This is a genomic window from Kitasatospora sp. NPDC058046 (assembly GCF_042885595.1).
Taxonomy (GTDB): domain Bacteria; phylum Actinomycetota; class Actinomycetes; order Streptomycetales; family Streptomycetaceae; genus Kitasatospora.
This window is the reverse complement of record NZ_JBHVRS010000004.1, coordinates 453,662-474,915: the sequence shown is the minus strand read 5'-3', so window position 1 is coordinate 474,915 and position 21,254 is coordinate 453,662. Positions and strand designations below refer to the sequence as shown.

The following is a 21,254-nucleotide window of genomic DNA, read 5'->3' as shown; positions in this document are numbered from 1 at the left end:
CGCGGCGGGCGGCGCGGATCGCCGCGACGGCTCGTCTAGAGTCTGGCCATGACCAAGTGGGAATACATGACGGCGCCCCTGCTGGTGCACGCGACCAAGCAGATCCTGGACAACTTCGGCGAGGACGGCTGGGAGCTCGTCCAGGTCGTGCCCGGCCCGAACCCGGAGCAGCTGGTGGCCTACTTCAAGCGGGAGAAGAGCGCATGAGCCGGGTCGAGTCGAAGCTCGCCGAGCTGGGCCTGACCCTGCCGGAGGTGGCCGCCCCGGTCGCCGCCTACGTCCCGGCCCTGCGGACCGGCGACCTCGTGTTCACCTCCGGCCAGCTCCCGGTCGTCGGCGGCAAGCTGCCGAGCACCGGCAAGGTCGGTGCCGAGGTGTCCCCGGAGGAGGCCAAGGACCTCGCGCGGATCTGCGCGCTGAACGCCCTGGCCGCCGTGAAGTCGGTGATCGGCGACCTCGACCAGGTCGAGCAGGTCGTCAAGGTCGTCGGCTTCGTCGCCGCCGCCCCCGACTTCATCGGCGTCCCGGCCGTCGTCAACGGCGCCAGCGAGCTGCTCGGCGCGGTGCTCGGCGAGGCGGGCGTGCACGCCCGCAGCGCCGTCGGCGTCGCGGTGCTGCCGCTGGACTCCCCGGTCGAGGTCGAGATCCTGGTGCGGGTCAAGAGCGCCTGAGCGTGATCACGGAGGCGGGGCCGGGCTCGTCCGGCCCCGCCTCCGTGGTGCCCGGGTGGGCCCGATCCACTCGTGAGCCTGGCGGTAATCGTCGGGCACGCCCTAGCATCCGGGCATGGACCATCGAGCGACGACGCTGCCGATGCCGCCCGGCTGGCCCGCCCGGATCCGGGCGGTCGAATCCGGCGCGGTGACCCCGCCGGTGCCCAGGGCCGCCGCGACCGTCGTGCTGCTGCGCGACGCCGCCGAGGGGCCGGAGGCCTACCTGCTGCGCAGGCGCACCTCGATGGCCTTCGCGGCCGGGATGTACGCCTACCCGGGCGGCGGGGTGGACCCGCGGGACGCCGAGGTCGAGCCGGGCTGGGCCGGTCCGTCGCCCGAGGAGTGGGCCCGGCGGCTCGGGGTGGACGCCCGGACGGCGCGGGCGGTGGTCTGCGCGGCCGTCCGCGAGACCTTCGAGGAGGCCGGCGTGCTGCTGGCCGGCCCGGACGCCGACAGCGTCGCCGCGCCGCGCGACTGGTCCGCCGAGCGGGCCGCGCTGGAGGCCCACGAGCTGTCCTTCGCCGAGTTCCTCCGCGACCACGGGCTGGTGCTGCGCAGCGACCTGCTGGGCGGCTGGGCCCGCTGGATCACCCCGGAGTTCGAGGAACGGCGCTACGACACCTGGTTCTTCGTCGCCGCGCTGCCGGCCGGCCAGCGCGCGGCCCTGGAGGTCGGAGAGGCCGACCGGGTCGCCTGGCTGACCCCGGCCGAGGCGGTGCGGGGCCACCGGGAGGGCCGCTTCGGCATGCTGCCGCCGACTGTGACGGTGCTGCGCGAGCTGTCGTCGGTACGGACCGCCGCCGAGGCCCTGGCCGCGGCCGCCGACCGCCCGCTGGCGCCGGTCCTGGGCCGGGCCGAGGTCCGCGGCGACCGTCTGACGGTCCGCTGGCCCGGCTACGAGGAACTGACCATCGACGGGGAGTTCCCCGAGGGGTCCTGAGCGTTCCACCGACGGGGACCGGTCGTACGAGCCGTACGGCCGACGCGCTCCGCACGACCGGCACGACCGGCACGACCTGCACCACCCGCACGACCCGCACGACCCGACCTTGCCGTACCGACGCAGAGAAAGGACCGACGCCCGATGACCCACGACGACGTGGCTCGCCGGACGGCACCCGAGCTGCCCGCCCGCCGCCTGAACCCCCGTGACCTCGCCTGCGACAGCCAGGTCCCGTTCGTCGAGGTGGCGCAGCGCGCCCTCGTCCGGGCGCTGCCGTTGCGGGCCCTGCACCGGCACGTCGGAGGCGGTCGGTGAGCGGACTCCTGCCGGGCGACCCCGCCGCCGCCGTCGGCGGCGAGGCCACCCCTCGGGCGCTGTGCGTGCTGGCGCCGAACCCGTCGCCGATGACGCTGGACGGCACCAACACCTGGCTGCTCTCCGAGCCGGGCTCGGACCTCGCGGTGGTGATCGACCCGGGCCCGCTGCACGAGGGGCACCTGCGCCGGGTGGTCGACCTCGCGGAGGAACGGGGCAAGCGGATCGCGCTGACCCTGCTCACCCACGGCCACGCCGACCACTCCGAGGGCGCGGCCCGCTTCGCCGAGCTGACCGGGAGCGAGGTACGGGCCCTGGACCCGGCGCACCGGCTGGGCTCGGAGGGCCTGGTCGGCGGCCAGCGCCTGGACGTCGGCGGCCTGGACCTGCGGGTGGTGGCCACCCCGGGGCACACCTCGGACTCGCTGACCTTCCACCTGCCGGCCGACGGCGCGGTGCTCACCGGCGACACCGTGCTCGGCCGCGGCACCACGATGGTCGCGCACCCCGACGGCCGGCTCGGCGACTACCTGGACTCGCTGCGCCACCTGCACACCATGGCCTCCCGGCACGGCGTGCGGACCGTGCTGCCGGGCCACGGCCCGGTGCTCGCGGACGCGCTCGGCGCCGTCGACTACTACCTGGCCCACCGGGCGTCGCGGCTCGCCCAGGTGGAGACCGCGGTCGAGGCGGGCTGCCGGAGCGCCTCCGAGGTGGTGGCCCGGGTCTACGCCGACGTGGACCGGGCGCTCTGGCCGGCCGCCGAGCTGTCGGTGCGGGCCCAGCTGGACTACCTGGAGGAGCACGGGCTGATCCAGGGCGCCGACTGACGCGGTGGACGCGTAGGGCCCGGTGGACGCGGAAGGGCCCGTCCGATCCGGACGGGCCCTTCCGCGTTCGCGGGTTCGCGGGTGTCAGCGCGAGCGGCGCGACAGCCGCTCGACGTCCAGCAGGACCACCGCGCGGGCCTCCAGCTTCAGCCAGCCGCGGCCGGCGAAGTCGGCGAGCGCCTTGTTGACCGTCTCGCGGGAGGCGCCGACCAGCTGGGCCAGCTCCTCCTGGGTGAGGTCGTGGGCGACGTGGATGCCCTCCTCGGACTGCACGCCGAACCGGCGGGAGAGGTCCAGCAGGGCCTTGGCGACGCGGCCGGGCACGTCGGAGAAGACCAGGTCGGACATCACGTCGTTGGTGCGGCGCAGGCGGCGGGCGATGGCCCGCAGCAGTGCGATGGAGACCTCGGGGCGGGCGTGCAGCCAGGGCTGGAGGTCGCCGTGGCCGAGGCCCAGCAGCTTGACCTCGGTCAGCGCGCTGGCGGTCGCGGTGCGCGGGCCCGGGTCGAACAGCGACAGCTCGCCGATCATCTCGCTGGGGCCGAGCACGGCGAGCATGTTCTCGCGGCCGTCCGGGGAGGCGCGGTGCAGCTTGACCTTGCCCTCCGCCACGACGTACAGCCGGTCGCCCGGGTCGCCCTCGTGGAACAGCGACTCCCCACGGGCGAGGGTGACCTCGGTCATGGAAGCGCGCAGCTCGCCGGCCTGTTCGTCGTCGAGTGCCGCGAAGAGTGCGGCGCGCCGCAGAACGTCGTCCACGTGCTTCCTCCTTCTCGGCCGTACGGCGGGTGGGCCGTCCGGCGCAAGTTCCGTTCAGTGTTCTGCATCACCAAGCATGGCGCATGTCGCTCCGATCATATGAGGAGGGGGTGTGTCGGGGTGTGCCGTGCGGGGCCATTCGTACCGGCGGACCACGGGTCGGGCCCGGGAACGGGAGGCCTCCGGCGGCTGTCGGTCGAACTCTTGTCCGTCCGACTCGAACAGGGAATCGCCCTCACCGTGCGGGTGTCCGGGGTGCGGCACCGCGGACATATGTTTCACGGATAAATTACCTGTTAATCTTTTTTGCATGGTCACCACCGCCCAGTTCCGCCAGGCACTTCGGGTCGGTCCGGCCGGGGACGGCTGGCACAAGCCCGCGCTCAGCGCCGTGGTCACCCTCGGCGCGCTCAACCTCACCCTGTTCGGCCTCGGCCGGCTCGACCTCGCCCTCTACACCTCGGCCGGCGGCCTGGGCGCGCTGTACGGGCACGGCCTGCCGTACCGGGCCCGGGCCCGGATGCTGGTCGGCGTGTTGCTCGGGACCGTGCTCAGCACCGGTGCCGCCCTCACCGCCGCCGCGCTGACCCGCGACGCCGCCGTCCTGGTCGCGGTCGCGGCGGTGCTCGCCGCCCTGCACAAGCTGCTCTGCGACGCCGCCCGGGTCGGCCCGCCCGGCAGTCTGATCATCACCTTCACCTCCTCCAGCTGCGCCTTCGTCCCGCAGCGGCTCGGCGAGGTCCCGCCGCACCTGGCGCTCACCGCGCTCGGCGCCGCACTGGCCTGGCTGGTCTGCATGGCCCCGGCCCTGGTGCGCCCGTACGGGCCCGAGCGGATCGCCGCCGCCCGCGCCCTGGAGGCCGCGGCCCGGCTGCTGCGGACCGATCCAGGCCGGCCGGACGCCGCCGCCCGTACCGCCCTGGTCGGCGCGGTCGAGGCGGCCCGGCAGAGCCTCGCGCTCTCCTCCCCGGCCCGGCGGCGCGCCCTCGGCGACGCGCCCGAGCGGCTGCTGGTCCGCGCGGAGGCCGCGCTCGCCGGACCGGCCCGGCCCGAGGACGCCGGGTGGTACCTCGACCGGGCCCGCGAGCTCCGGCGCGGCCGCCCGCTGCCGTCGCCCGACCTCACCGAGGCGGAGGCCGCGGAGACGGAGACGGAGGCCGCGGCCGCCCGCCGGCCCGGCCCCCGGCCACCGCTGCGGCTGGCGCTGCGACCGGGTTCGGCGCTGCTGCCGATCGCGCTGCGCGTCGCGGTCGGCTGCGCCGCCGCCGGGTGGCTCTCGCTGGCGCTCGGCGTCGGCCGGCCGTACTGGGCGGTGGTCACCGCCGCCTCGGTGTTCCAGGCCAACAGCACGCAGTCCTGGCAGCGCGCGCTGCAGCGGGTGCTGGGCAACCTGCTCGGCCTGCTGCTGTTCACCGCCGCGCTGCCCGTCGCCCACTCGGGCCCGGTGGCGCTGATCGGGCTCGGGCTGCTCTGCCAGTTCGGGGCCGAGGCGACGATCGCCCGCAGCTATTGGCTGGCGACGGTCTTCGTGACCCCGATGGCGCTGCTGATGACGGAGTTCGCGGGCCCGCAACCGGCCGGGACGCTGGTCGCCGACCGCTGGCTGGACACCTGCGTCGGCGCGCTCACCGGCCTCGCGGCCTGCCTGCTGGTCACCAACCGCCGCACCGCCACCCGGCTGACCCACGCCCTGGCCGGAGCCGAGGCCGCCGGCCACCGGGCCCTGGCCGCCGTCTCCACCGTCTCCGCCGCGAGCGCCCCGGAAGCGCGCGCCGCCCGCACCGGCCTCGCCGCCGCGCTGCTGGAACTGCGCGAGGCCACCGACACCGCCGCCGGCGAGTGGCGCCGCCCCGCCCTCCCGCACCAGCGCGCCGCCGCCACCGAGCAGCGGTCCCACCACCTGCTGGCCGCCCTGCTGGAACGCCGCGGCCGAGGGGACCAACCGGACACGGCCTAGGATCGACAGGGTCGAAGCCGACCGGCAGGCCGCAGAACGGGAGCAGCACGCGTGGAGGACGTCGTCGCAGGTGTGCTGCGCCAGTGGGAGCGGGCCTACCCGGGGCTGGACACCGGTCCGATCGCCGTCCTCGGCCGGATCAACCGCTGCGCCGCCCTGCTCCAGCAGACCCCCGACCCGCTCACCCGGGCCGGCCTCACCCGCGCCGAGTTCGACATCCTCGGTGCCCTGCTCCGCCTCGACCGCGAGCTGACCCCCACCCAGCTCGCCCGGGAGAGCTTCGCCTCCGGCGCGGCCGTCACCAAGCGGCTGCGGCTGCTGGAGGAGCGAGGCCTGGTCAGCCGCCGCACCGACGACCGGGACCGCCGGGTCGCCCACCTCGCGCTCACCGAGCAGGGCCGCACCCTGGTGGACGGGCTGATCCAGGAGCTGGTCGCCCACGACCGCGCCCTGCTGGCCGGCCTCACCCCCGCCGAGCAGGACCGGCTCGCCGAGGCCCTCAGCGGCCTGCTGAACAGCCTGGAGGGGACGATCGGCCGCACCCCGGGCTGAGCCGACGGGCCCCGGCTGCCGGCTCGACGGACTCCGACGAAGCGTCAACGGCGCTGCTCCGGTGGGACCGTATGCTCGCGGTGCGGTGTACGGGGGCGCGTCGGGTACGAAGCGGGCTCCGTACGTCGCGTGCGGCGTGTCGAGTCGTCTACCGGGAGCTCCCCTTGGGCCACAGCGCGGACCGAACCGGCGGCGATCGTCTCCGGCCGAAGCGCCCGGGCGGCTCGGCCGACCCCCTCACGCGGCTCACCCGGGGCATCGTGGTCATGACCGCCGTCGGCTTCTGTGCCGCCTCGGCGGTGGCCACGGTCCGCAACCACGACGGTCTGGCCTACCAACTGCCCGCCGTCGCCCTCCTGTTGGTCCTGCTCGGCTTCCAGATCGGGCACGCCGGCCCGTGGCGCCTGGCGCGGCGCTGGTGGCCGTGGAGCCTGGTCGCCCACGGGGTGCTCACCTACCTGCCCTTCCTGCTCCTCGACGGGACGTGGGTCGGCATCCCCGGTTCGTTCGCCGGGTCGGTGCTGCTGACCGTCGCGGCGCCGCGCTCCTGGGCGCTGGCCGCCGCGCTGGTGGTCGCCCAGTACCCGCTCTGCGCGGCGCTGGGCGGGAACACCGGCCAGTGCGTCAACGCGTCGGTGTCCGTCGTCGTGGGTGGCATCGTGGTGTACGGGGTGGCCCGACTCGCCGACCTGATCACCGAGTTGCGGGCGGCCCGGACCGAGCTGGCCGAGCTCGCGGTGGACCGGGAGCGGCTGCGCTTCGCGCGCGACCTGCACGACCTGCTCGGCTCCAGCCTCTCGGTGGCGGCGCTGAAGTGCCAGCTCGTCGAGCGGCTGGCCGCGGAGCACCCGGAGCGGGCCCGCGCGGAGCTCGCCGAGGTGCTGGCGCTGGTGCGGCAGGCGATGGCGGACACCCGCCGGCTCTCCAGCGGCGACGTCCGGATGTCCCTGGCGCGGGAGGCGCGTTCGGCGGTCGCGACGCTGCGGGCGGCCGGGATCGAGGTCGAGGCCGACCTGGACTGCGAGGGGTTGCGGCCCGAACTCGACGCGGTGCTGGCCACCGTGCTGCGCGAGGCGGTCACCAACCTGCTCCGGCACAGCACGGCCCGGCGCTGCGGGATCCGGGCGGGCCGGGACGACCTCGGCACGGTGCGCCTGGTGGTCTCCAACGACGGCGTTCCGGACGAAACCGGCGACGTGCAAGGCGAGTTGGGCGATGGTCCGGACGAACCCGGCGGTGGGCGCGGCATCGGGAACCTCACCGAGCGGCTGCGGTCGGTCGACGGCCGGCTGACCGCCGAGCGGGACGGAGCGGGCTGGTTCCACCTCGCGGCCGTCGTCGAGGCCGCGCCCGCCCGGTCGGCCGCCCGCGCCGCCTGACCGCGGTCCGCCTGCCCGGTACGGCCGACAGGTCCACGCGGCCCGGTCATTCGCGCATCCCCATCGCCTCGGTCGGCTCCCGCCGCAGGGCCAGCCAGGTGGTCAGCAGGACGGTGCCCGCCCCCAGCAGCGCCGCCCCGCCCAGCACCGCGGCCACCCAACTCCCGGGCGGCGCGGGCCAGGCCGGGCCGCCGAGTGCCAGGCCGACCGGGACCAGGACGGCGGCGGTGACCGCCGCGCCGAGGAGGAGCGCCACGGCGACCGTGATCCCGCCCTCCCAGGCCATCATCCGCAGCACCTGGCGGCGCGTGGTCCCCACCATCCGCAGCAGCGCGAACTCGCGCAGCCGTTCGGACGTGGCCATCACCATGGTGTTGACGACGGAGATGGCGGTGAACAGGCTGATGACGCCGAGCAGCAGCCGGGCCACCGCGGTGGCCGCCTCCTGCTGGTGCCGGCGTGCCGCGTCGTAGTCGGCCCGGTCGCTGATCCGGGCCATCGGGTAGGCCGGGGTGAGCCCCTGGAGTTCCCGGGTCACCTGCCCGGGGTCGGCGCCGGGGGCGGTGCGGACCAGTACGGTCGCCGCGAGCAGGTCCGGCAGGTGGGCGGCGGCGAATCCGGTGGGCAGCAACGCGTCGGCGAAGCGGTCCTCGCGCTCGTAGACGGCCGCCACCGTGGCGGTGCTGTCGCTGCCGTCATCCCAGCGGATCCGGACCGGGGCGCCGACGCCGACCTTGAGGCGGGAGGCCGTCCGCCGCCCCAGGGCGATGCTCTCGCCGCGCAGCCGGTCCAGCGAGCCGGCCGTCACCCCGGGGTCGAGCAGTTGTTCCAGCCCCTGCGGGTCCACGATCCGGGCGTCCGCCCCGGCGGCGCCGCCGCCGTCCGCCGCGGAGCCCGAGGACACCATGACGAAGCCGGGGACCAGGCCGCCGGCCGCCGCGACGCCGGGCAACCCGCGGACGGCTTCCGTGAATTCCGTCGGCAGTCCGATGCCCCTCGCCTGGGCCACGTGGTCGGCCAGCAGCCGCCGGCCCTCCTCGGCGGCGCCGGCCTGCGCCTTGACGACCGGGACGAGCAGCATGCTGCCGTTGAAGGCCACCGCCAGTACCAGCGGGGTGACGGCGGCCGCGAAGCGGCGGGGCTGGGCCCGCAGGGAGGCGGAGGCGAGGAACCCGGCGACCGGGAAGAGCAGGCCCACCGGCCCGCCGATCACCACACCGGCGACCCGGCCGATCAGCGGCCCGAGCAGGGCCACCCCGAGCAGCAGCGGCACCACCATGCCCTCGGCCGTACCGGCCCCGTCGCGGCCGCCCGTCGAGTGGGCCAGCACCACGCCGCAGACGGCGAGCGTCGCCAGTCCGAGGCCGGCACGGAGCCGGCCGATCCGCGGCGGCGGCGTCGAGGCGTCGCGCAGCGCCCGGGTGGGTTCGACCCGGGAGGCCCGGCGCGCGGCGGCCCGGACGGCCAGCTGGGCGGTGACGACGGTGCCGCCGAGGACGACCAGTGGGGCGGTCGGCCCGATGTGCAGCGGCACGTCCGGGCCGACCACCCCGCGGTCGGCCAGTGCGCCCCGCAGCAGTGCGGCGAGGCCGGTCCCGGCCGGGAGGCCGACGACCGCGGCCGCGAGGGTCAGCAGCAGCGTCTCCAGCGCGATCATCCGCCGCACCTGCCCGGTGGTGGCGCCGACCGCCCGCAGCAGGGCCATCTCGCGCAGCCGCTGCTGGACGGAGAGCGCGAGCGCCCCGGCCACCACGAAGGTCGAGACGAGCAGCGACAGGACGCCCATCGTCCCGGCGAGCGAGGAGAGGCCGTCCCCGGGCCCGGACGTGCCGGTGAGCTCCAGCTCGCCGCGTTCGTCGCCGGTGTGCACCCGGGGCCCGGACCAGTCCGCCTCGCCGTCGCGGGCCCGCGCCTCGGCGAGCGCCCGCCGGGCCTGCCCGGCCAACGCCCGCAGGTCGGTCCCCTCCGTGACGGTGATGCCGATCGCGTCCGCGCCGGTCGTCGTCCCGGCGAGCCGGGCGGCCTGCCCGGGGCTGAAGAAGAGCGCGCTCTGGCGGGACAACTCCCTTGGCGGCGCGGCCAGTCCGGACACGGTGTAGTCGCGCGGCGCCCCGGTGGTGGCCAGCCGTACGGTGCCGCCGGGCGCGACCCCGGCGCGGGCGGCCGTCGCGGTGTCGAGGACCACCTCGTCCGGTCCGGCCGGGGCGCGGCCGGAGGTCAGCCGGAACGGGGCGAGGGCGGCGCTCGTCCAGGAGTGCCCGAGCGAGGGGCCGCCCTGCGGTCCGGACAGGACCCGCCCGTCGGCGGTGGCCACGGCCGCCGGGAAGGAGACCTCGGGGAGGGCGGCCGAGACACCGGGCAGTTCGGCGAGTGCGCCGGTCAGCGGTCCGGCGTCCGGGAGGCGATGGCCGTGGCCGATCACGAGGGGGGCCGCGGCGTACCGTTCGGTCGGCGTGCCCGCGCGCAGGCCGGACTCCAGCAGGACCCCGCAGGCGGTGGTCAGGACCAGGGCGCAGAGGAGCGCGGTGAAGGCGCCGGCGAAGCCCGCCTTCCGGGCCCGTACCGTCCGCCAGGCCAGCTTCAACACGTGGCTCAGCCCCCCGCCGGTACGCCCTCGATGACATCGCGAGCCTAGCTCCGGGCGCTTCGGACGGAATTCCCTTCGTTGACGAAGGAAGGCCTTGGTGAGCCGCGCCGTGGGCCGTCCACGGCCGGATCCATGGGAAACGCACGGTCCGTCGCCCCGTCGCCCCGTCGCCCCGTCGCCCCGTGGCCCCGTCGCCCCGTGGATCCGGTGACCCGACGCCTCCGGGTCGGCGGATCACCGGGAACGATCCGGACCCACCGTCGGCAGCCAGCCCATCTCCTCGGCGATCCGGATCGCGTCGACCCGGCCGCGGCCCCCGGTCTTGGCCACCGCGGCGGCCAGGTGGTTGCGCGCGGTGCCCGTCGAGACGAACAGCCGGGCGGCGATCTCGCTGACGGAGTCCCCCCGCGCCGCGAGCCGCAGGACCTCCGACTCCCGGGGCGTCAGCGGGTTCTCCCGGGTGTCCAGGGCGGCCAGCGCCAGCTCCGGGTCGACGACGCGCTCACCGGCGGCCACCTTGCGGATCGCCGCGGCCAGCTCCCGGGCCGGGGCGTCCTTCCCGAGGAACCCGAGCGCACGGGCGGAGAGCGCGGCGCGCAGGTGGGCGGGTCGCACCAGTCCGGTGAGGACCAGCGTCCGGCAGCCGGGGAGCTTCTCGTACAGTTCGGCGGCCGCCCGCAGCCCGTCCAGTCCGGGCAGGTCGATGTCGAGCACCGCGACGTCCGGGCGCACCTCCAGGGCGGTCGGCACCACCTGGTCCCCGCGCTCCACGTCGGCGACGACCTCCAGGTCCTCCTCGTACGCGAGGAGGGCCATCAGCGCGCCGCGCACCATGCTCATGTCCTCTGCCAGCAGGACCCTGATCATCCGCACACTCCCCCTGTCAGGTGACGGCCACGGGCGGAGTTCATTAGACAACAGGCCTTGCCAGGGCGGGTTTCCGTGCTTGATCGGCCCCGAGCGGTCCTCCGGTCGGCGTAGCCTTCGTGCATGGCAGAGAGCAAGGTCCGGAAGGCCGCGGCGAAGAAGCCGGTGGCGAGGACGGCGGCGGTGAAGACGGCGGCGGTGAAGCCGAGGAAGCCGGAATCGCACCTGGCGATGGTGCGGCGGGCCCGGCGGATCAACCGCGAGCTGGCGGAGCTGTACCCGTACGCGCACCCGGAGCTGGACTTCGAGAACCCCTTCCAACTGCTGGTGGCCACCGTGCTGTCGGCGCAGACCACCGACCTCCGGGTGAACCAGACCACCCCGGCGCTGTTCGCGAAGTACCCGACGCCGGAGGACATGGCGGCGGCGAACCCGGAGGAGCTGGAGGAGGTCATCCGCCCGACCGGATTCTTCCGGAACAAGGCGAAGTCGCTCATCGGCCTGTCGATAGCGCTGCGCGACGAGTTCGGCGGCGAGGTCCCCGGTCGGCTGGCCGACCTGGTGACCCTGCCCGGCGTCGGCCGCAAGACCGCCAACGTCGTCCTCGGCAACGCCTTCGGGGTCCCCGGCATCACCGTGGACACCCACTTCGGGCGGCTGGCCCGCCGGTTCGCCTGGACCACCGAGGACGACCCGGTGAAGGTCGAGGCGGCCGTCGCCGAGATCTTCCCGAAGTCGGAGTGGACGATGCTCTCGCACCGGGTGGTCTTCCACGGCCGCCGGATCTGCCACTCCCAGAAGCCCGCCTGCGGCGCCTGCCCGATCGCGCCGCTCTGCCCCTCGTACGGCGAGGGGGAGACCGACCCGGAGAAGGCACGCAAGCTGTTGAAGTACGAGATGGGCGGCCAGCCCGGGCAGCGGCTGCGGCCGCCGGCCGACTTCCCCGGGGAGGCGGCCGCCCGTGCGGACGCCGCCGTCCACCACGGACAGGTCGCGGACCTGGCGGTGGACGCGTGAGCGGGCGGTGCGGGCACCCCGGGCCGGAGGCCGGGGGAGTCGCGCGGGGCATCGAGCTGGACGGGCTGCCGGCCTGGCTGGAGCCGGTCCGGGAGGCGGCCGAGCGGGTGATGCCGGAGCAGCTGAGCCGGTTCCTGCCGCCGGCCGAGGGCGGCCGTCCGGCGGCCGTGCTGATGCTGTTCGGCGAGGGGCCGCAGGGCCCGGACCTGCTGCTGATCGAGCGGGCCCGCTCGCTGCGCTCGCACGCCGGGCAGCCGTCCTTCCCGGGCGGCGCGCTGGATCCGGAGGACGGCGACCCGAACGGCCCGGGCCCGATCGCGGCGGCGCTGCGCGAGGCCTGGGAGGAGACCGGCCTGGACCCGGCCGGGGTGCAGGTGTTCGCCGAGCTGCCCCGGCTGTACATCCCGGTGAGCAGCTTCGTGGTGACCCCGGTGCTCGGCTGGTGGCGCGAGGAGTCGCCGGTGCGCCCGGTGGACGCGGCGGAGACCGGCGCGGTGTTCCGGGTCACCGTCGCGGAGCTGGCGGACCCGGAGAACCGGGTGCGGCTGCGCCATCCGTCCGGGCACGTCGGGCCCGCCTTCGCGGTCGCCGGGCGGCTGGTCTGGGGCTTCACCGCCGGGGTGATCGACCGGGTGCTGCACCACAGCGGCCTGGAGCTGCCCTGGGACCCGTCCAAGGTCGTCGACCTGTCGGACGAGGCGCTGGCCCTGGTCCAGGGCGACCTCGAACACTCCCGGGTGCTGCCGGGCGGCGACGCCGACGCTTCGTGACGGGCCGCCGGCGCGTCCGGCGCGCGGGCCGTGGGAGGGTGTCCGAGTGAACGTCCTGGATGTGCTGCTGATCGCCGCGGCCGTGGCATTCGCCGTGTCGGGCTACCGGCAGGGCTTCGTGGTCGGCGTGCTCTCACTGGTCGGCTTCCTCGGCGGCGGCCTGCTCGCCGTCGAGCTGCTGCCGCTGCTGCTGCTCGACCACATCGGCCCCGGCACGACGGCCTCGGTGGTGGCCGTGGTGGTGGTGATCGTCCTCGCCGCGATCGGCCAGGCGGTCACCGCGCACTTCGGCTGGAAGCTGCGCGGGCACATCGGCCGCCGCCCGGCCCGGGTGCTGGACGCGAGCGGCGGCGCGGTGGTGAACGTCGTCTCGATGCTGCTGGTGGCCTGGCTGATCGGTTCGGCGCTGGCCGGGGCGTCGCTCCCGACGGTCTCCAAGCAGGTCCGGTCCTCGGCGGTCCTCGGCGGGGTGCAGAACGCGCTGCCCGACGACGCGCCGAACTGGTTCTCGGACTTCTCCAAGGTGCTCGCCCGCAACGGCTTCCCGCAGGTCTTCAACCCCTTCGAGCACGAGCCGATCACCCAGGTCGACAGCCCCGACCCCGCGCTGGCCGGCAGCCCGGCGGTGGCGCGGGCCCGGCAGAGCCTGGTCAAGGTGGTCGGCACGGCGACCTCCTGCGGCAAGACCCTGGAGGGCAGCGGCTTCGTCTTCGCCCCGCACCGGGTGATGACCAACGCCCACGTGGTCGGCGGGGTCAACGAGCCGACCGTGCAGATCGGCGGCGTCGGCCAGCTGTACGACGCGACGGTGGTCCGCTACGACTGGCAGCGCGACATCGCCGTCCTGGACGTGCCCAAGCTGAACGCGCCCCCGCTGGCCTTCGCGGGCGAGGCCAGGACCAACGACAGCGCGATCGTGGCCGGCTTCCCGGAGAACGGCGCCTTCAACGTCCAGCCGGCCCGCATCCGCGGCCGGATCCAGGCCAACGGCCCGGACATCTACCACCGCGGCCAGGTGGTCCGCGACGTCTACTCGGTGCGTTCGCTGGTCCGGCAGGGCAACAGCGGCGGACCGCTGCTCACCCCGGACGGCGAGGTGTACGGCGTGGTCTTCGCCAAGTCCCTGGACAGCGCGGACACCGGCTACGTGCTGACCGCGGCCGAGGTGCGCGAGGACGCCGTGCAGGGCGGCGCCGCGACCGCCCGGGTGGACACCCAGGGCTGCGCGCTCTGACCGGGGGCCGGAGCCCGGGGGAGTCGCGCCGGGCCGGAGCGGCCGATATCCGTCGCTCCGTCAGACGGCACTGGTAGCCTCGGCCGCGCTCACCCGTTCGGCTCAACCGGGCGCCGTCCCGGGGTGGGCCCGACAGGAGGTCGTGGCAGTCCGATGATGGGTCACTCGCACGCGGTGAGCGGGGCGATGCTGTACGCGGCCTCGGCCCCCTTCCTGCCCCCGCTGCTGCTGCACACCACCCTGCAGCCCGCGGACATACTGATGGGCACGGTGCTGTGCGCGGGCGCGGCCCTGCTGCCGGACCTCGACCACCACGACGGCTCGATCGCCAACTTCCTCGGTCCGGTCTCCAAGATGCTCTGCCGCTTCGTGGCCTGGATCTCCGGCGGCCACCGGCACGCCACCCACTCGCTGCTGTTCGTCGCGCTGATGGGCGCCAGCACCTGGGCTGGGGTCACCTACCTGGGCCGCTACTTCACCCTCGGGCTGACCTTCTTCCTGCTGGCGCTCGCGATCCGGGCGCTGCGGCTCTGCCCGCCGGGCGACGGCCCGGAGGCGTGGATCACCGTCATCGGCCTGGCCGCGCTCGGCACCTTCGGGATGAACACCTGGATGCCCAACTCGCCCGGCTGGCTGCCGTACGCGGTGGCCCTGGGCACGCTGGCGCACCTGCTCGGCGACTGCCTGACCAAGAAGGGCGCGCCGCTGCTCTGGCCGCACAAGGAGCGCTACGAGGTCGTGCTGATCAAGCGCAGCGGGAACAGCGTCGAGACCAAGGTGCTGGTGCCGATCATGTCGGTGGCGACCTTCGTCCTGCTCTGGTTCACCGCGCTGTCGCCGACGATCGTGAACTGAGGCGACGGTGTCTGTGACGACGGTGAACTGAACGGGCCTGTCGGGCCCGCCGGGCCCGCCGGGCGCTTCCGGCGCCCGGCGCACCGGCCGACGGTGGACGCGGCGCGAGGCCTCAGGTCTCGCGCCGCAGTCGTGCGCCCACCCAGCGGGCGCGCCGGCCGAGGATGCGGGGGATGCCGAGCTGCCGCCGCTCCGTGCGCTGACGGCCGTCGGGGCCGTCGAAACCGAGGTCGTCCGCCCGGTCGGGCCGGTGGGCGGAGCGCTGGGGGCTGTTGTGACGTCGGCCGCGCGGGGCGCCGCCGCTTTCGGGCATCCAACTCATACCGGAAGGGATGCCCCTGGGCCGGTGGAGGTAACCGCCCGGGCCTCGCCGAAATTGGCCTATGCGGTTGTCATATGAGCGTAAAGATAGGGGAGTTGGGGCCGAGAGCCCGTCCCGTGGACCGCACGTACGGCCGCGTGCCCGCCCGGTACGGCCGTGCCCCCGGTTCCGTACGGCCGCGCCCCCGGTTCGTACGGCCGTGCCCCCGGTTCGTGCGGCCGCACCGGGCGGGACCGTACCGGGTCACTCCTTGTGGCGGCCGATCCAGTCCAGCAGCTCGGCGGTGAACTCCTCCGGCGCCTCCTCGTGCGGGAAGTGCCCGACCCCCGGCAGCAGCCGCCAGCGGTACGGCGCCGCGACGTACTCGCCGCCGCCGAGCGCGGTGTGCGACAGCAGCACCGGGTCCGCGGCGCCCTGGACGTGCAGGGTCGGCGCGGTGATCGGCTTCTTCATCCGCCGGGCGAACTGGATGCCGTCCGGCCGGGCCATCGAGCGCAGCAGCCAGCGGTACGGCTCGATCGAGCAGTGGGCGGTGCTGGGGATCTGGATCGCCTGCCGGTACGCGTGCAGCGCGGCCTCGTCCAGGCTGTTCGGACCGGTCCAGGAGGTCAGGTAGCGGCCGACCAGCTCGGCGTCGTCGGCCACCAGGCGGCGTTCCGGTATCCACGGCCGCTGGAAGCCCAGCACGTGGTCGAAGGCGGCGAACTGCCGGCGGTCGGTCAGCAGCGCACGGCGCAGGTCCCGCGGGTGCGCGGCGGAGACCACGGTGAGGCTCTGGATGACGGACGGCCGCATCACCGCCGCCACCCAGGCCAGGGTGCCGCCGGAGGCGTGCCCGACCAGGTGCGCCCGGCGCTCGCCGAGCGAGCGGATCACCCCGGTGATGTCCAGGGCGAGGTTGCCCGGGTCGTACCCCCGCGGGGTGCGGTCGCTGCCGCCTATGCCGCGCAGGTCGAGCGCCACCGCCCGGTAGCCGGCCTCGGCGAGCGCGGTCAGCTGGTGGCGCCAGGCCCACCAGTACTCGGGCCAGCCGTGCACCAGCAGCACCAGCGGGCCGGAGCCCAGCTCGGCGATGTGGAAGCGGGCGCCGTTGGCCGCGAGGTCGCGGTGCGTCCACGGGCCGGGCTGCCGGACGTTCCAGGCCTCGCCGCTCTCCGCCGAGGTCCCGGCGGAGGTCGGACTGTTGTCCTCGGGGCCGGTGTCCTCGGGGCCGGTGTCCTCGGAGGCGGCGCCGGGGCCGCCGGGGCCTTCGGGGCCTTCGGGAGTGAGCCCGGCGCCGGAGTCAGGACCGGAGTCGGGGCCGGAGTCGGCGGACGGCTGCGCGGGCACGGGCGTCTGGTCAAGCGGCATACCGAGAGCGTGTCACATCCGCGCGTCGGACACGTGCCCGGCACTCGTTGTCGGCCGGTCCGGCGCCCGTCGACGCGGCGCCGTCCGCCCCCTGCCGTTGCCCTGCTGCTGCCCTGGCGTCCTCCTGCCGCAGCCCCGGCGGCGCCTGGTCGGTGACGGGGCGCCGGTTATGGGGCGCCGGTTACCGGGCGCCGGTTGTGGGACGCCGGTTTACGGGATGCGGCCGAAGGCCCGGTCGATCTCCTCCTGGGTGGCCGGGCGCGGCCGGGCGTTCTTCAGCACGTCGGCGGTCTTCTGGGCGCCCTCGATGGTGCGCACCGGCTTCTCGATCTTCTTGAACGAGCGCCAGGCCAGCATCCCGAGCAGCACCGCGAGCAGCAGGTAGGCGCCCGCCACGATCAGGAAGGACCAGCCCAGCGACAGGCCCAGCGCGTGGATGCCGAAGGCCGCCGCGGCACTCAGCATCGGGATGGAGAACAGCGCCACCACACCGGCGACGATCAGCGAGACGCCGCCCGAGACGCCGCGCTTGACGTCCGCCCGGATCTCGGACTTGGCGAGCGCGATCTCGTCGTGGACCAGCGCGGACAGGTCGGCGGTGGCCGCCGCGAACAGCTGCCCCACCGAACGCTCGCCCTCGTAGGGCGCCCGGCCGTTGCTGGACGGGTCTGCGGCTCCTGCGGGCATCAGCGGTTCTCCTCTGCGGCTGTACGGCGTGACGCCGCCGCGGGTGTGCGGTTCCGGGGGCCGGTGGGGGGTCCGGAGGCGTCTGTGGGTTGTCGACAGCTCAGAATCATGCCCCTACCGGTCAGTCGGACACCACTCCGGGGCCCCGCCGGAGGGACGTGTCCCGGCGGCCGGGGCGCTCCGGAGGCCTCCCGGAGGGGTTTGCGGGGCGCTTTTCCGGAGGGGTTCTCCAGGGGGCTCCCAGGTGCCTCAGCCGGGCTGGCCGGGCCGGTCCCGGGGGCCGGGGGCGGGGTCCTGCCCCTCGTCGGTCGTCGGGTGGGCCGCCTCGCCGACCCGTGCCCGCCAGGCCGGGTCGTCCTCCTGGTAGACGTCCGGGACACCGTCCCCGTCCAGGTCCCGGTCCTCCTCCTCGCACAGCTCGCGGTAGTGCCGGTTGCGCAGCTTCAGCAGGACCGTGGCGACCGCCGCGGCGAGCACCGAGCCGACCAGCACGGCCGTCTTGGCCCGGGCGGCGAGTGCCGGGTCGTCCGGGAAGGCCAGTTCGCTGATCAGCAGCGAGACGGTGAAACCTATGCCCGCGAGCACCGAGACCGCGACCATGTCGGCCCACTTGAGCCGCGGGTTCAGCTCGGCCCTGGTGAACCGGGCGGTCAGCCAGGCGCCGCCCAGCACGCCCACGGACTTGCCGACCAGCAGACCGATCACGATGCCGAGCGGTGCGGCCTGGGTGAACACCTCGCGCAGCTTCGGACCGGAGACGGCCACGCCGGCCGAGAACAGGGCGAACACCGGGACGGCCAGGCCGGCCGAGAACGGGCGGACCAGGTGCTCGATGTGCTCGCCGGGGGAGTGCTGCTCGTCGCCCTCCCGGTGGCAGCGGAGCATCAGGCCCATCGCGACGCCCGCCACCGTGGCGTGGATGCCGCTCTCGTGCATCAGCGCCCAGTTCACGACGGCCAGCGGCACGAAGAGGTACCAGCCGTGGACACCGCGCCGGTGCAGGAACCAGAACAGCACCAGCCCGGCGAAGGCGAGGCCGAGCGCCCAGAACTTGATGCCGTGGCTGTAGAAGATCGCGATGATCAGGATCGCGATCAGGTCGTCGACGACCGCCAGGGTGAGCAGGAAGGCGCGCAGCGCGGACGGCAGGTGGCTGCCGACCACGGCCAGCACGCCGAGTGCGAAGGCGATGTCGGTGGCGGTCGGGATCGCCCAGCCGCCGGGGTGCCCGCCGGGGCCGGAGTTCACCAGGGCGAAGAGGATCGCGGGCAGCGCCACCCCGCAGACGGCGGCGACCACGGGCAGCAGCGCGGCACTGGGCGTGCGCAGCTCACCCGCGACGAACTCGCGCTTGAGCTCGATCCCGGCGACGAAGAAGAAGATCGTCAGCAGGCCGTCCTTGGCCCAGGTGGCCAGGGAGAGGTCGAGGTGGAGCGGGGCGGAGGGGCCGACGGTGTAGTCGAGCACGCTCTGGTAGGCCTGCGGCCAGACGTTGGCCCAGATCAGCGCGATGACGGCGGCGCCCAGCAGCAGCATGCCGCCGACCGTCTCGGTGCGCAGGGCGTCGGTGATGAAGGTGCGCTCGGGCAGTGACAGCCGGCCGAGGAACTGCCGGCGGCGGTTCGTCGGCTCATGGACGGGCGGCTGGTCGGTCACGGGGACCTCCTGGGGCTGGGAGCGGCAACGGATGCACGGGTGGTGCAGTTGCCGACCAGACTTCCCGGCGCGCCCTGTGACGCCCGCGACTCCCGTCAGGGATCTTGATGCGTCCTTAATAGTCTAGCGGGACGTTTGGGTGACATCCGGATTGTCCTATCCAAGGACTTAAGCCCTACGGGCCGGTTCTGCACTCCGGAGGAGCAGCGACCCGGCACCCGAACGGTCGCTCTGTACCCGAACGGGTGCGGAAGCGGCGGTTGACGGAACGACCGGCGGAACGACCGGCGAGACGGTTGTCGTACGGCTGACGAAACGGATGGCGAAACGGCTGTGCCCCGGACGGGGATCACCGTCCGGGGCACAGCCGTTGTCTCAGTGGGTCAGCCGTCGCGGACCCGGAGGGTCAGCGGCCGCCGGCCCGGTGGGCTCAGCCGTTGCCGTTGCCGTTGCCGTTGCCGTTGTCCGAGGACGGCAGCTGGGCCTGGATCTGGCTCATCACCGTGCTGTCCGCCAGGGTGGTGGTGTCACCGACCTCGCGGCCCTCGGCGATGTCGCGCAGCAGGCGGCGCATGATCTTGCCGGAGCGGGTCTTCGGCAGCTCGCCGACCACCTTGATCTGCTTCGGCTTGGCGATCGGGCCGAGCGTGCGGCCGACGTGGGCCCGCAGCTCCTCGACCAGTTCGGGGCTCTCGGTGGCACCGCCGCGCAGGATCACGAAGGCGACGATGGCCTGGCCGGTGGTGGCGTCGGTCGCGCCGACCACGGCGGACTCGGCCACGGACGGGTGGCCGACCAGGGCCGACTCGACCTCGGTGGTCGAGATGTTGTGGCCCGAGACGAGCATGACGTCGTCCACCCGGCCGAGCAGCCAGATGTCCCCGTCCTCGTCCTTCTTGGCACCGTCACCGGCGAAGTAGCGGCCCTCGAAGCGCGACCAGTAGGTGTCGATGTAGCGCTGGTCGTCGCCCCAGATGGTGCGCAGCATGGACGGCCACGGCTCGGTGAGCACCAGGTAGCCGCCGGAGCCGTTCGGCACCTCGGCGGCGTTGTCGTCCACCACGGTGGCCGCGATGCCCGGCAGGGCGCGCTGGGCCGAGCCCGGCTTGGTCTCGGTGACGCCCGGCAGCGGGCTGATCATGATGGCGCCCGTCTCGGTCTGCCACCAGGTGTCCACGATCGGACACGTGCCGCCGCCGATGTGCTCCCGGTACCAGATCCACGCCTCGGGGTTGATCGGCTCGCCGACGCTGCCCAGCACCCGCAGCGAGGACAGGTCGAACTTCGCGGGGATGTCGTCGCCCCACTTCATGAAGGTGCGGATCGCGGTCGGCGCGGTGTAGAGGATGGTCACGCCGTACTTCTGGACGATCTCCCAGAACCGGCCCTGGTGCGGGGTGTCCGGGGTGCCCTCGTAGATGACCTGGGTGGCGCCGTTGGAGAGCGGCCCGTAGACGATGTACGAGTGGCCGGTGACCCAGCCGATGTCGGCGGTGCACCAGTAGACGTCGGTCTCCGGCTTGAGGTCGAAGACCGCGTGGTGGGTGTAGCTGGCCTGGGTGAGGTAGCCGCCCGAGGTGTGCAGGATGCCCTTGGGCTTACCGGTGGTGCCCGAGGTGTAGAGGATGAACAACGGGTGCTCGGCGTCGTGCGCCTCGGGGGTGTGCTCGGTGGACTGACGCGCGGTGATCTCGTGCCACCAGACGTCGCGGCCCTCGGTCCACGGGATGTCCTGCCCGGTGCGGCGGACCACCAGGACGTGCTCGACGCCGTCGACCTTGGTGAGCGCCTCGTCGATGGCCGGCTTGAGGGCGGAGGGCTTGCCGCGCCGGTAGCCGCCGTCGGCGGTGATGACGAGCTTGGCCTCGGCGTCCTGGATGCGGGAGGCGACGGCGTCGGAGGAGAAGCCGCCGAAGACCACCGAGTGGGTGGCGCCGATCCGGGCACAGGCGAGCATCGCGACGACCGCCTCGGCGATCATCGGCAGGTAGACGGCGACCCGGTCGCCCTTGCGGACGCCGAGCTCCAGCAGCGCGTTCGCGGCCTGCGAGACCTCGTCCTTGAGCTGGGCGTACGTGATCGAACGGCCGTCGCCGGGCTCGCCCTCGAAGTGGATGGCGACCCGGTCGCCCAGGCCGTTCTCCACGTGGCGGTCGACGCAGTTGTACGCGACATTGAGCTTGCCGTCGGCGAACCACTTGGCGAAGGGAGGGTTGGACCAGTCGAGGGTCTCGGTCGGCTCGACGGCCCAGGTGAGGCGACGGGCCTGCTCGGCCCAGAAGCCCAGACGGTCCTCGGAGGCCTGCGCGTACGCGGCCACGGTGACGTTGGCGGCGGCGGCGAGCTCTGCCGGAGGGGCGAAGCGCCGCTCCTCCTTGAGCAGGTTGGCCAGGCTCTCGTTGCTCAACGCGCACTCCTCATCGAGTCATGATCGGGGGCGATCCCGTGCGTGGGGATTGTC

At 74.5% G+C, this 21,254-nt stretch carries 20 protein-coding genes; 12 read left to right on the top strand and 8 right to left on the bottom strand.

Going from position 1 to position 21,254, the window contains the following annotated elements:
- The first annotated feature begins 48 nt into the window (after window positions 1-48).
- The 5 genes from ACFVU7_RS11980 to ACFVU7_RS11960 all read left to right on the top strand — a co-directional run bounded on the left by ACFVU7_RS11980 (window position 49) and on the right by ACFVU7_RS11960 (window position 2,801).
- A complete protein-coding gene (locus tag ACFVU7_RS11980; protein WP_158835332.1) occupies window positions 49-207 on the top strand; it encodes a DUF4177 domain-containing protein in 159 nt (52 codons plus the stop codon).
- Window positions 204-671 carry a RidA family protein gene (locus ACFVU7_RS11975; RefSeq protein WP_388044973.1) on the top strand — a complete coding sequence of 156 codons (468 nt, stop codon included), beginning with the start codon at window positions 204-206 and terminating at the stop codon, window positions 669-671. Before ACFVU7_RS11980 ends, ACFVU7_RS11975 begins: the two co-directional genes overlap by 4 nt.
- Before the next feature lie 115 nt (window positions 672-786).
- Window positions 787-1,653: an NUDIX hydrolase gene (locus ACFVU7_RS11970; RefSeq protein ID WP_074001790.1), complete on the top strand. Its 867-nt coding sequence runs from the start codon at window positions 787-789 to the stop codon at window positions 1,651-1,653.
- A gap of 144 nt (window positions 1,654-1,797) precedes the next feature.
- Window positions 1,798-1,971 (top strand): hypothetical protein, encoded by a 174-nt coding sequence (locus tag ACFVU7_RS11965; protein WP_158077682.1) that lies wholly within the window; start codon window positions 1,798-1,800, stop codon window positions 1,969-1,971.
- Window positions 1,968-2,801 carry an MBL fold metallo-hydrolase gene (locus ACFVU7_RS11960; RefSeq protein ID WP_388044972.1) on the top strand — a complete coding sequence of 278 codons (834 nt, stop codon included), beginning with the start codon at window positions 1,968-1,970 and terminating at the stop codon, window positions 2,799-2,801. Before ACFVU7_RS11965 ends, ACFVU7_RS11960 begins: the two co-directional genes overlap by 4 nt.
- A gap of 84 nt (window positions 2,802-2,885) precedes the next feature.
- Here ACFVU7_RS11960 and ACFVU7_RS11955 read toward each other — a convergent pair whose 3' ends face one another.
- Window positions 2,886-3,560: a Crp/Fnr family transcriptional regulator gene (locus tag ACFVU7_RS11955; RefSeq protein ID WP_030288117.1), complete on the bottom strand. Its 675-nt coding sequence runs from the start codon at window positions 3,558-3,560 to the stop codon at window positions 2,886-2,888.
- A 310-nt stretch (window positions 3,561-3,870) separates the two neighbouring features.
- On the opposite strand from ACFVU7_RS11955, the gene ACFVU7_RS11950 reads away from it, so the two are divergent.
- From ACFVU7_RS11950 to ACFVU7_RS11940, 3 genes are all read left to right on the top strand, one after another.
- Window positions 3,871-5,517: an FUSC family protein gene (locus ACFVU7_RS11950; RefSeq protein WP_388044971.1), complete on the top strand. Its 1,647-nt coding sequence runs from the start codon at window positions 3,871-3,873 to the stop codon at window positions 5,515-5,517.
- 51 nt (window positions 5,518-5,568) lie between these two features.
- Window positions 5,569-6,069 (top strand): MarR family winged helix-turn-helix transcriptional regulator, encoded by a 501-nt coding sequence (locus tag ACFVU7_RS11945; protein ID WP_049659810.1) that lies wholly within the window; start codon window positions 5,569-5,571, stop codon window positions 6,067-6,069.
- 266 nt (window positions 6,070-6,335) lie between these two features.
- A complete protein-coding gene (locus tag ACFVU7_RS11940) occupies window positions 6,336-7,448 on the top strand; it encodes a sensor histidine kinase (RefSeq protein WP_388044970.1) in 1,113 nt (370 codons plus the stop codon).
- A 46-nt stretch (window positions 7,449-7,494) separates the two neighbouring features.
- Here ACFVU7_RS11940 and ACFVU7_RS11935 read toward each other — a convergent pair whose 3' ends face one another.
- Together ACFVU7_RS11935 and ACFVU7_RS11930 are read right to left on the bottom strand one after the other, a co-directional pair.
- Window positions 7,495-10,035 (bottom strand): ABC transporter permease, encoded by a 2,541-nt coding sequence (locus ACFVU7_RS11935; protein WP_388044969.1) that lies wholly within the window; start codon window positions 10,033-10,035, stop codon window positions 7,495-7,497.
- Between the two features lie 234 nt (window positions 10,036-10,269).
- Window positions 10,270-10,902: a DNA-binding response regulator gene (locus ACFVU7_RS11930; RefSeq protein WP_380778627.1), complete on the bottom strand. Its 633-nt coding sequence runs from the start codon at window positions 10,900-10,902 to the stop codon at window positions 10,270-10,272.
- Between the two features lie 123 nt (window positions 10,903-11,025).
- Between ACFVU7_RS11930 and nth the strand changes: the two genes are divergently transcribed.
- The 4 genes from nth to ACFVU7_RS11910 all read left to right on the top strand — a co-directional run bounded on the left by nth (window position 11,026) and on the right by ACFVU7_RS11910 (window position 14,778).
- Window positions 11,026-11,919, top strand: coding sequence for an endonuclease III (gene nth / locus ACFVU7_RS11925; protein ID WP_375876585.1), 894 nt, complete (start codon window positions 11,026-11,028; stop codon window positions 11,917-11,919).
- Window positions 11,916-12,689, top strand: a complete 774-nt coding sequence (locus ACFVU7_RS11920) for a CoA pyrophosphatase (RefSeq protein ID WP_049652149.1) — start codon at window positions 11,916-11,918, stop codon at window positions 12,687-12,689. Before nth ends, ACFVU7_RS11920 begins: the two co-directional genes overlap by 4 nt.
- A gap of 46 nt (window positions 12,690-12,735) precedes the next feature.
- Window positions 12,736-13,923: a MarP family serine protease gene (locus ACFVU7_RS11915; RefSeq protein ID WP_049652148.1), complete on the top strand. Its 1,188-nt coding sequence runs from the start codon at window positions 12,736-12,738 to the stop codon at window positions 13,921-13,923.
- Window positions 13,924-14,076: 153 nt separating this feature from the next.
- The gene (locus ACFVU7_RS11910) at window positions 14,077-14,778 is read left to right on the top strand and encodes a metal-dependent hydrolase (protein WP_388044968.1); all 702 of its coding nucleotides are present in this window, start codon (window positions 14,077-14,079) and stop codon (window positions 14,776-14,778) included.
- A gap of 112 nt (window positions 14,779-14,890) precedes the next feature.
- Here the strand turns inward: ACFVU7_RS11910 and ACFVU7_RS11905 are convergent, their stop codons facing one another.
- The 5 genes from ACFVU7_RS11905 to acs all read right to left on the bottom strand — a co-directional run bounded on the left by ACFVU7_RS11905 (window position 14,891) and on the right by acs (window position 21,200).
- A complete protein-coding gene (locus tag ACFVU7_RS11905) occupies window positions 14,891-15,091 on the bottom strand; it encodes a hypothetical protein (protein ID WP_049652146.1) in 201 nt (66 codons plus the stop codon).
- A 252-nt stretch (window positions 15,092-15,343) separates the two neighbouring features.
- Window positions 15,344-16,450, bottom strand: coding sequence for an alpha/beta fold hydrolase (locus ACFVU7_RS11900; RefSeq protein ID WP_388044967.1), 1,107 nt, complete (start codon window positions 16,448-16,450; stop codon window positions 15,344-15,346).
- A gap of 210 nt (window positions 16,451-16,660) precedes the next feature.
- Complete coding sequence (locus tag ACFVU7_RS11895) at window positions 16,661-17,137, bottom strand: phage holin family protein (RefSeq protein ID WP_049652144.1); 477 nt, start codon at window positions 17,135-17,137, stop codon at window positions 16,661-16,663.
- Between the two features lie 249 nt (window positions 17,138-17,386).
- Window positions 17,387-18,793 (bottom strand): Na+/H+ antiporter NhaA, encoded by a 1,407-nt coding sequence (gene nhaA, locus ACFVU7_RS11890; protein WP_388044966.1) that lies wholly within the window; start codon window positions 18,791-18,793, stop codon window positions 17,387-17,389.
- A 430-nt stretch (window positions 18,794-19,223) separates the two neighbouring features.
- Complete coding sequence (acs, locus tag ACFVU7_RS11885) at window positions 19,224-21,200, bottom strand: acetate--CoA ligase (protein WP_117488519.1); 1,977 nt, start codon at window positions 21,198-21,200, stop codon at window positions 19,224-19,226.
- Window positions 21,201-21,254 lie beyond the last annotated feature (54 nt).

What these genes read in the sequence shown, in the direction of transcription:
- ACFVU7_RS11980 (WP_158835332.1), top strand. Translation starts at nt 49, where the DNA reads ATGACCAAGTGGGAATACATGACGGCGCCCCTGCTGGTGCACGCGACC.
- ACFVU7_RS11975 (WP_388044973.1), top strand. Translation starts at nt 204, where the DNA reads ATGAGCCGGGTCGAGTCGAAGCTCGCCGAGCTGGGCCTGACCCTGCCG.
- ACFVU7_RS11970 (WP_074001790.1), top strand. Translation starts at nt 787, where the DNA reads ATGGACCATCGAGCGACGACGCTGCCGATGCCGCCCGGCTGGCCCGCC.
- ACFVU7_RS11965 (WP_158077682.1), top strand. Translation starts at nt 1,798, where the DNA reads ATGACCCACGACGACGTGGCTCGCCGGACGGCACCCGAGCTGCCCGCC.
- ACFVU7_RS11950 (WP_388044971.1), top strand. Translation starts at nt 3,871, where the DNA reads ATGGTCACCACCGCCCAGTTCCGCCAGGCACTTCGGGTCGGTCCGGCC.
- ACFVU7_RS11940 (WP_388044970.1), top strand. Translation starts at nt 6,336, where the DNA reads ATGACCGCCGTCGGCTTCTGTGCCGCCTCGGCGGTGGCCACGGTCCGC.
- ACFVU7_RS11930 (WP_380778627.1), bottom strand. Translation starts at nt 10,902, where the DNA reads ATGATCAGGGTCCTGCTGGCAGAGGACATGAGCATGGTGCGCGGCGCG.
- nth (WP_375876585.1), top strand. Translation starts at nt 11,026, where the DNA reads ATGGCAGAGAGCAAGGTCCGGAAGGCCGCGGCGAAGAAGCCGGTGGCG.
- ACFVU7_RS11910 (WP_388044968.1), top strand. Translation starts at nt 14,077, where the DNA reads ATGATGGGTCACTCGCACGCGGTGAGCGGGGCGATGCTGTACGCGGCC.
- ACFVU7_RS11905 (WP_049652146.1), bottom strand. Translation starts at nt 15,091, where the DNA reads ATGCCCGAAAGCGGCGGCGCCCCGCGCGGCCGACGTCACAACAGCCCC.
- ACFVU7_RS11900 (WP_388044967.1), bottom strand. Translation starts at nt 16,450, where the DNA reads ATGCCGCTTGACCAGACGCCCGTGCCCGCGCAGCCGTCCGCCGACTCC.
- ACFVU7_RS11895 (WP_049652144.1), bottom strand. Translation starts at nt 17,137, where the DNA reads ATGCCCGCAGGAGCCGCAGACCCGTCCAGCAACGGCCGGGCGCCCTAC.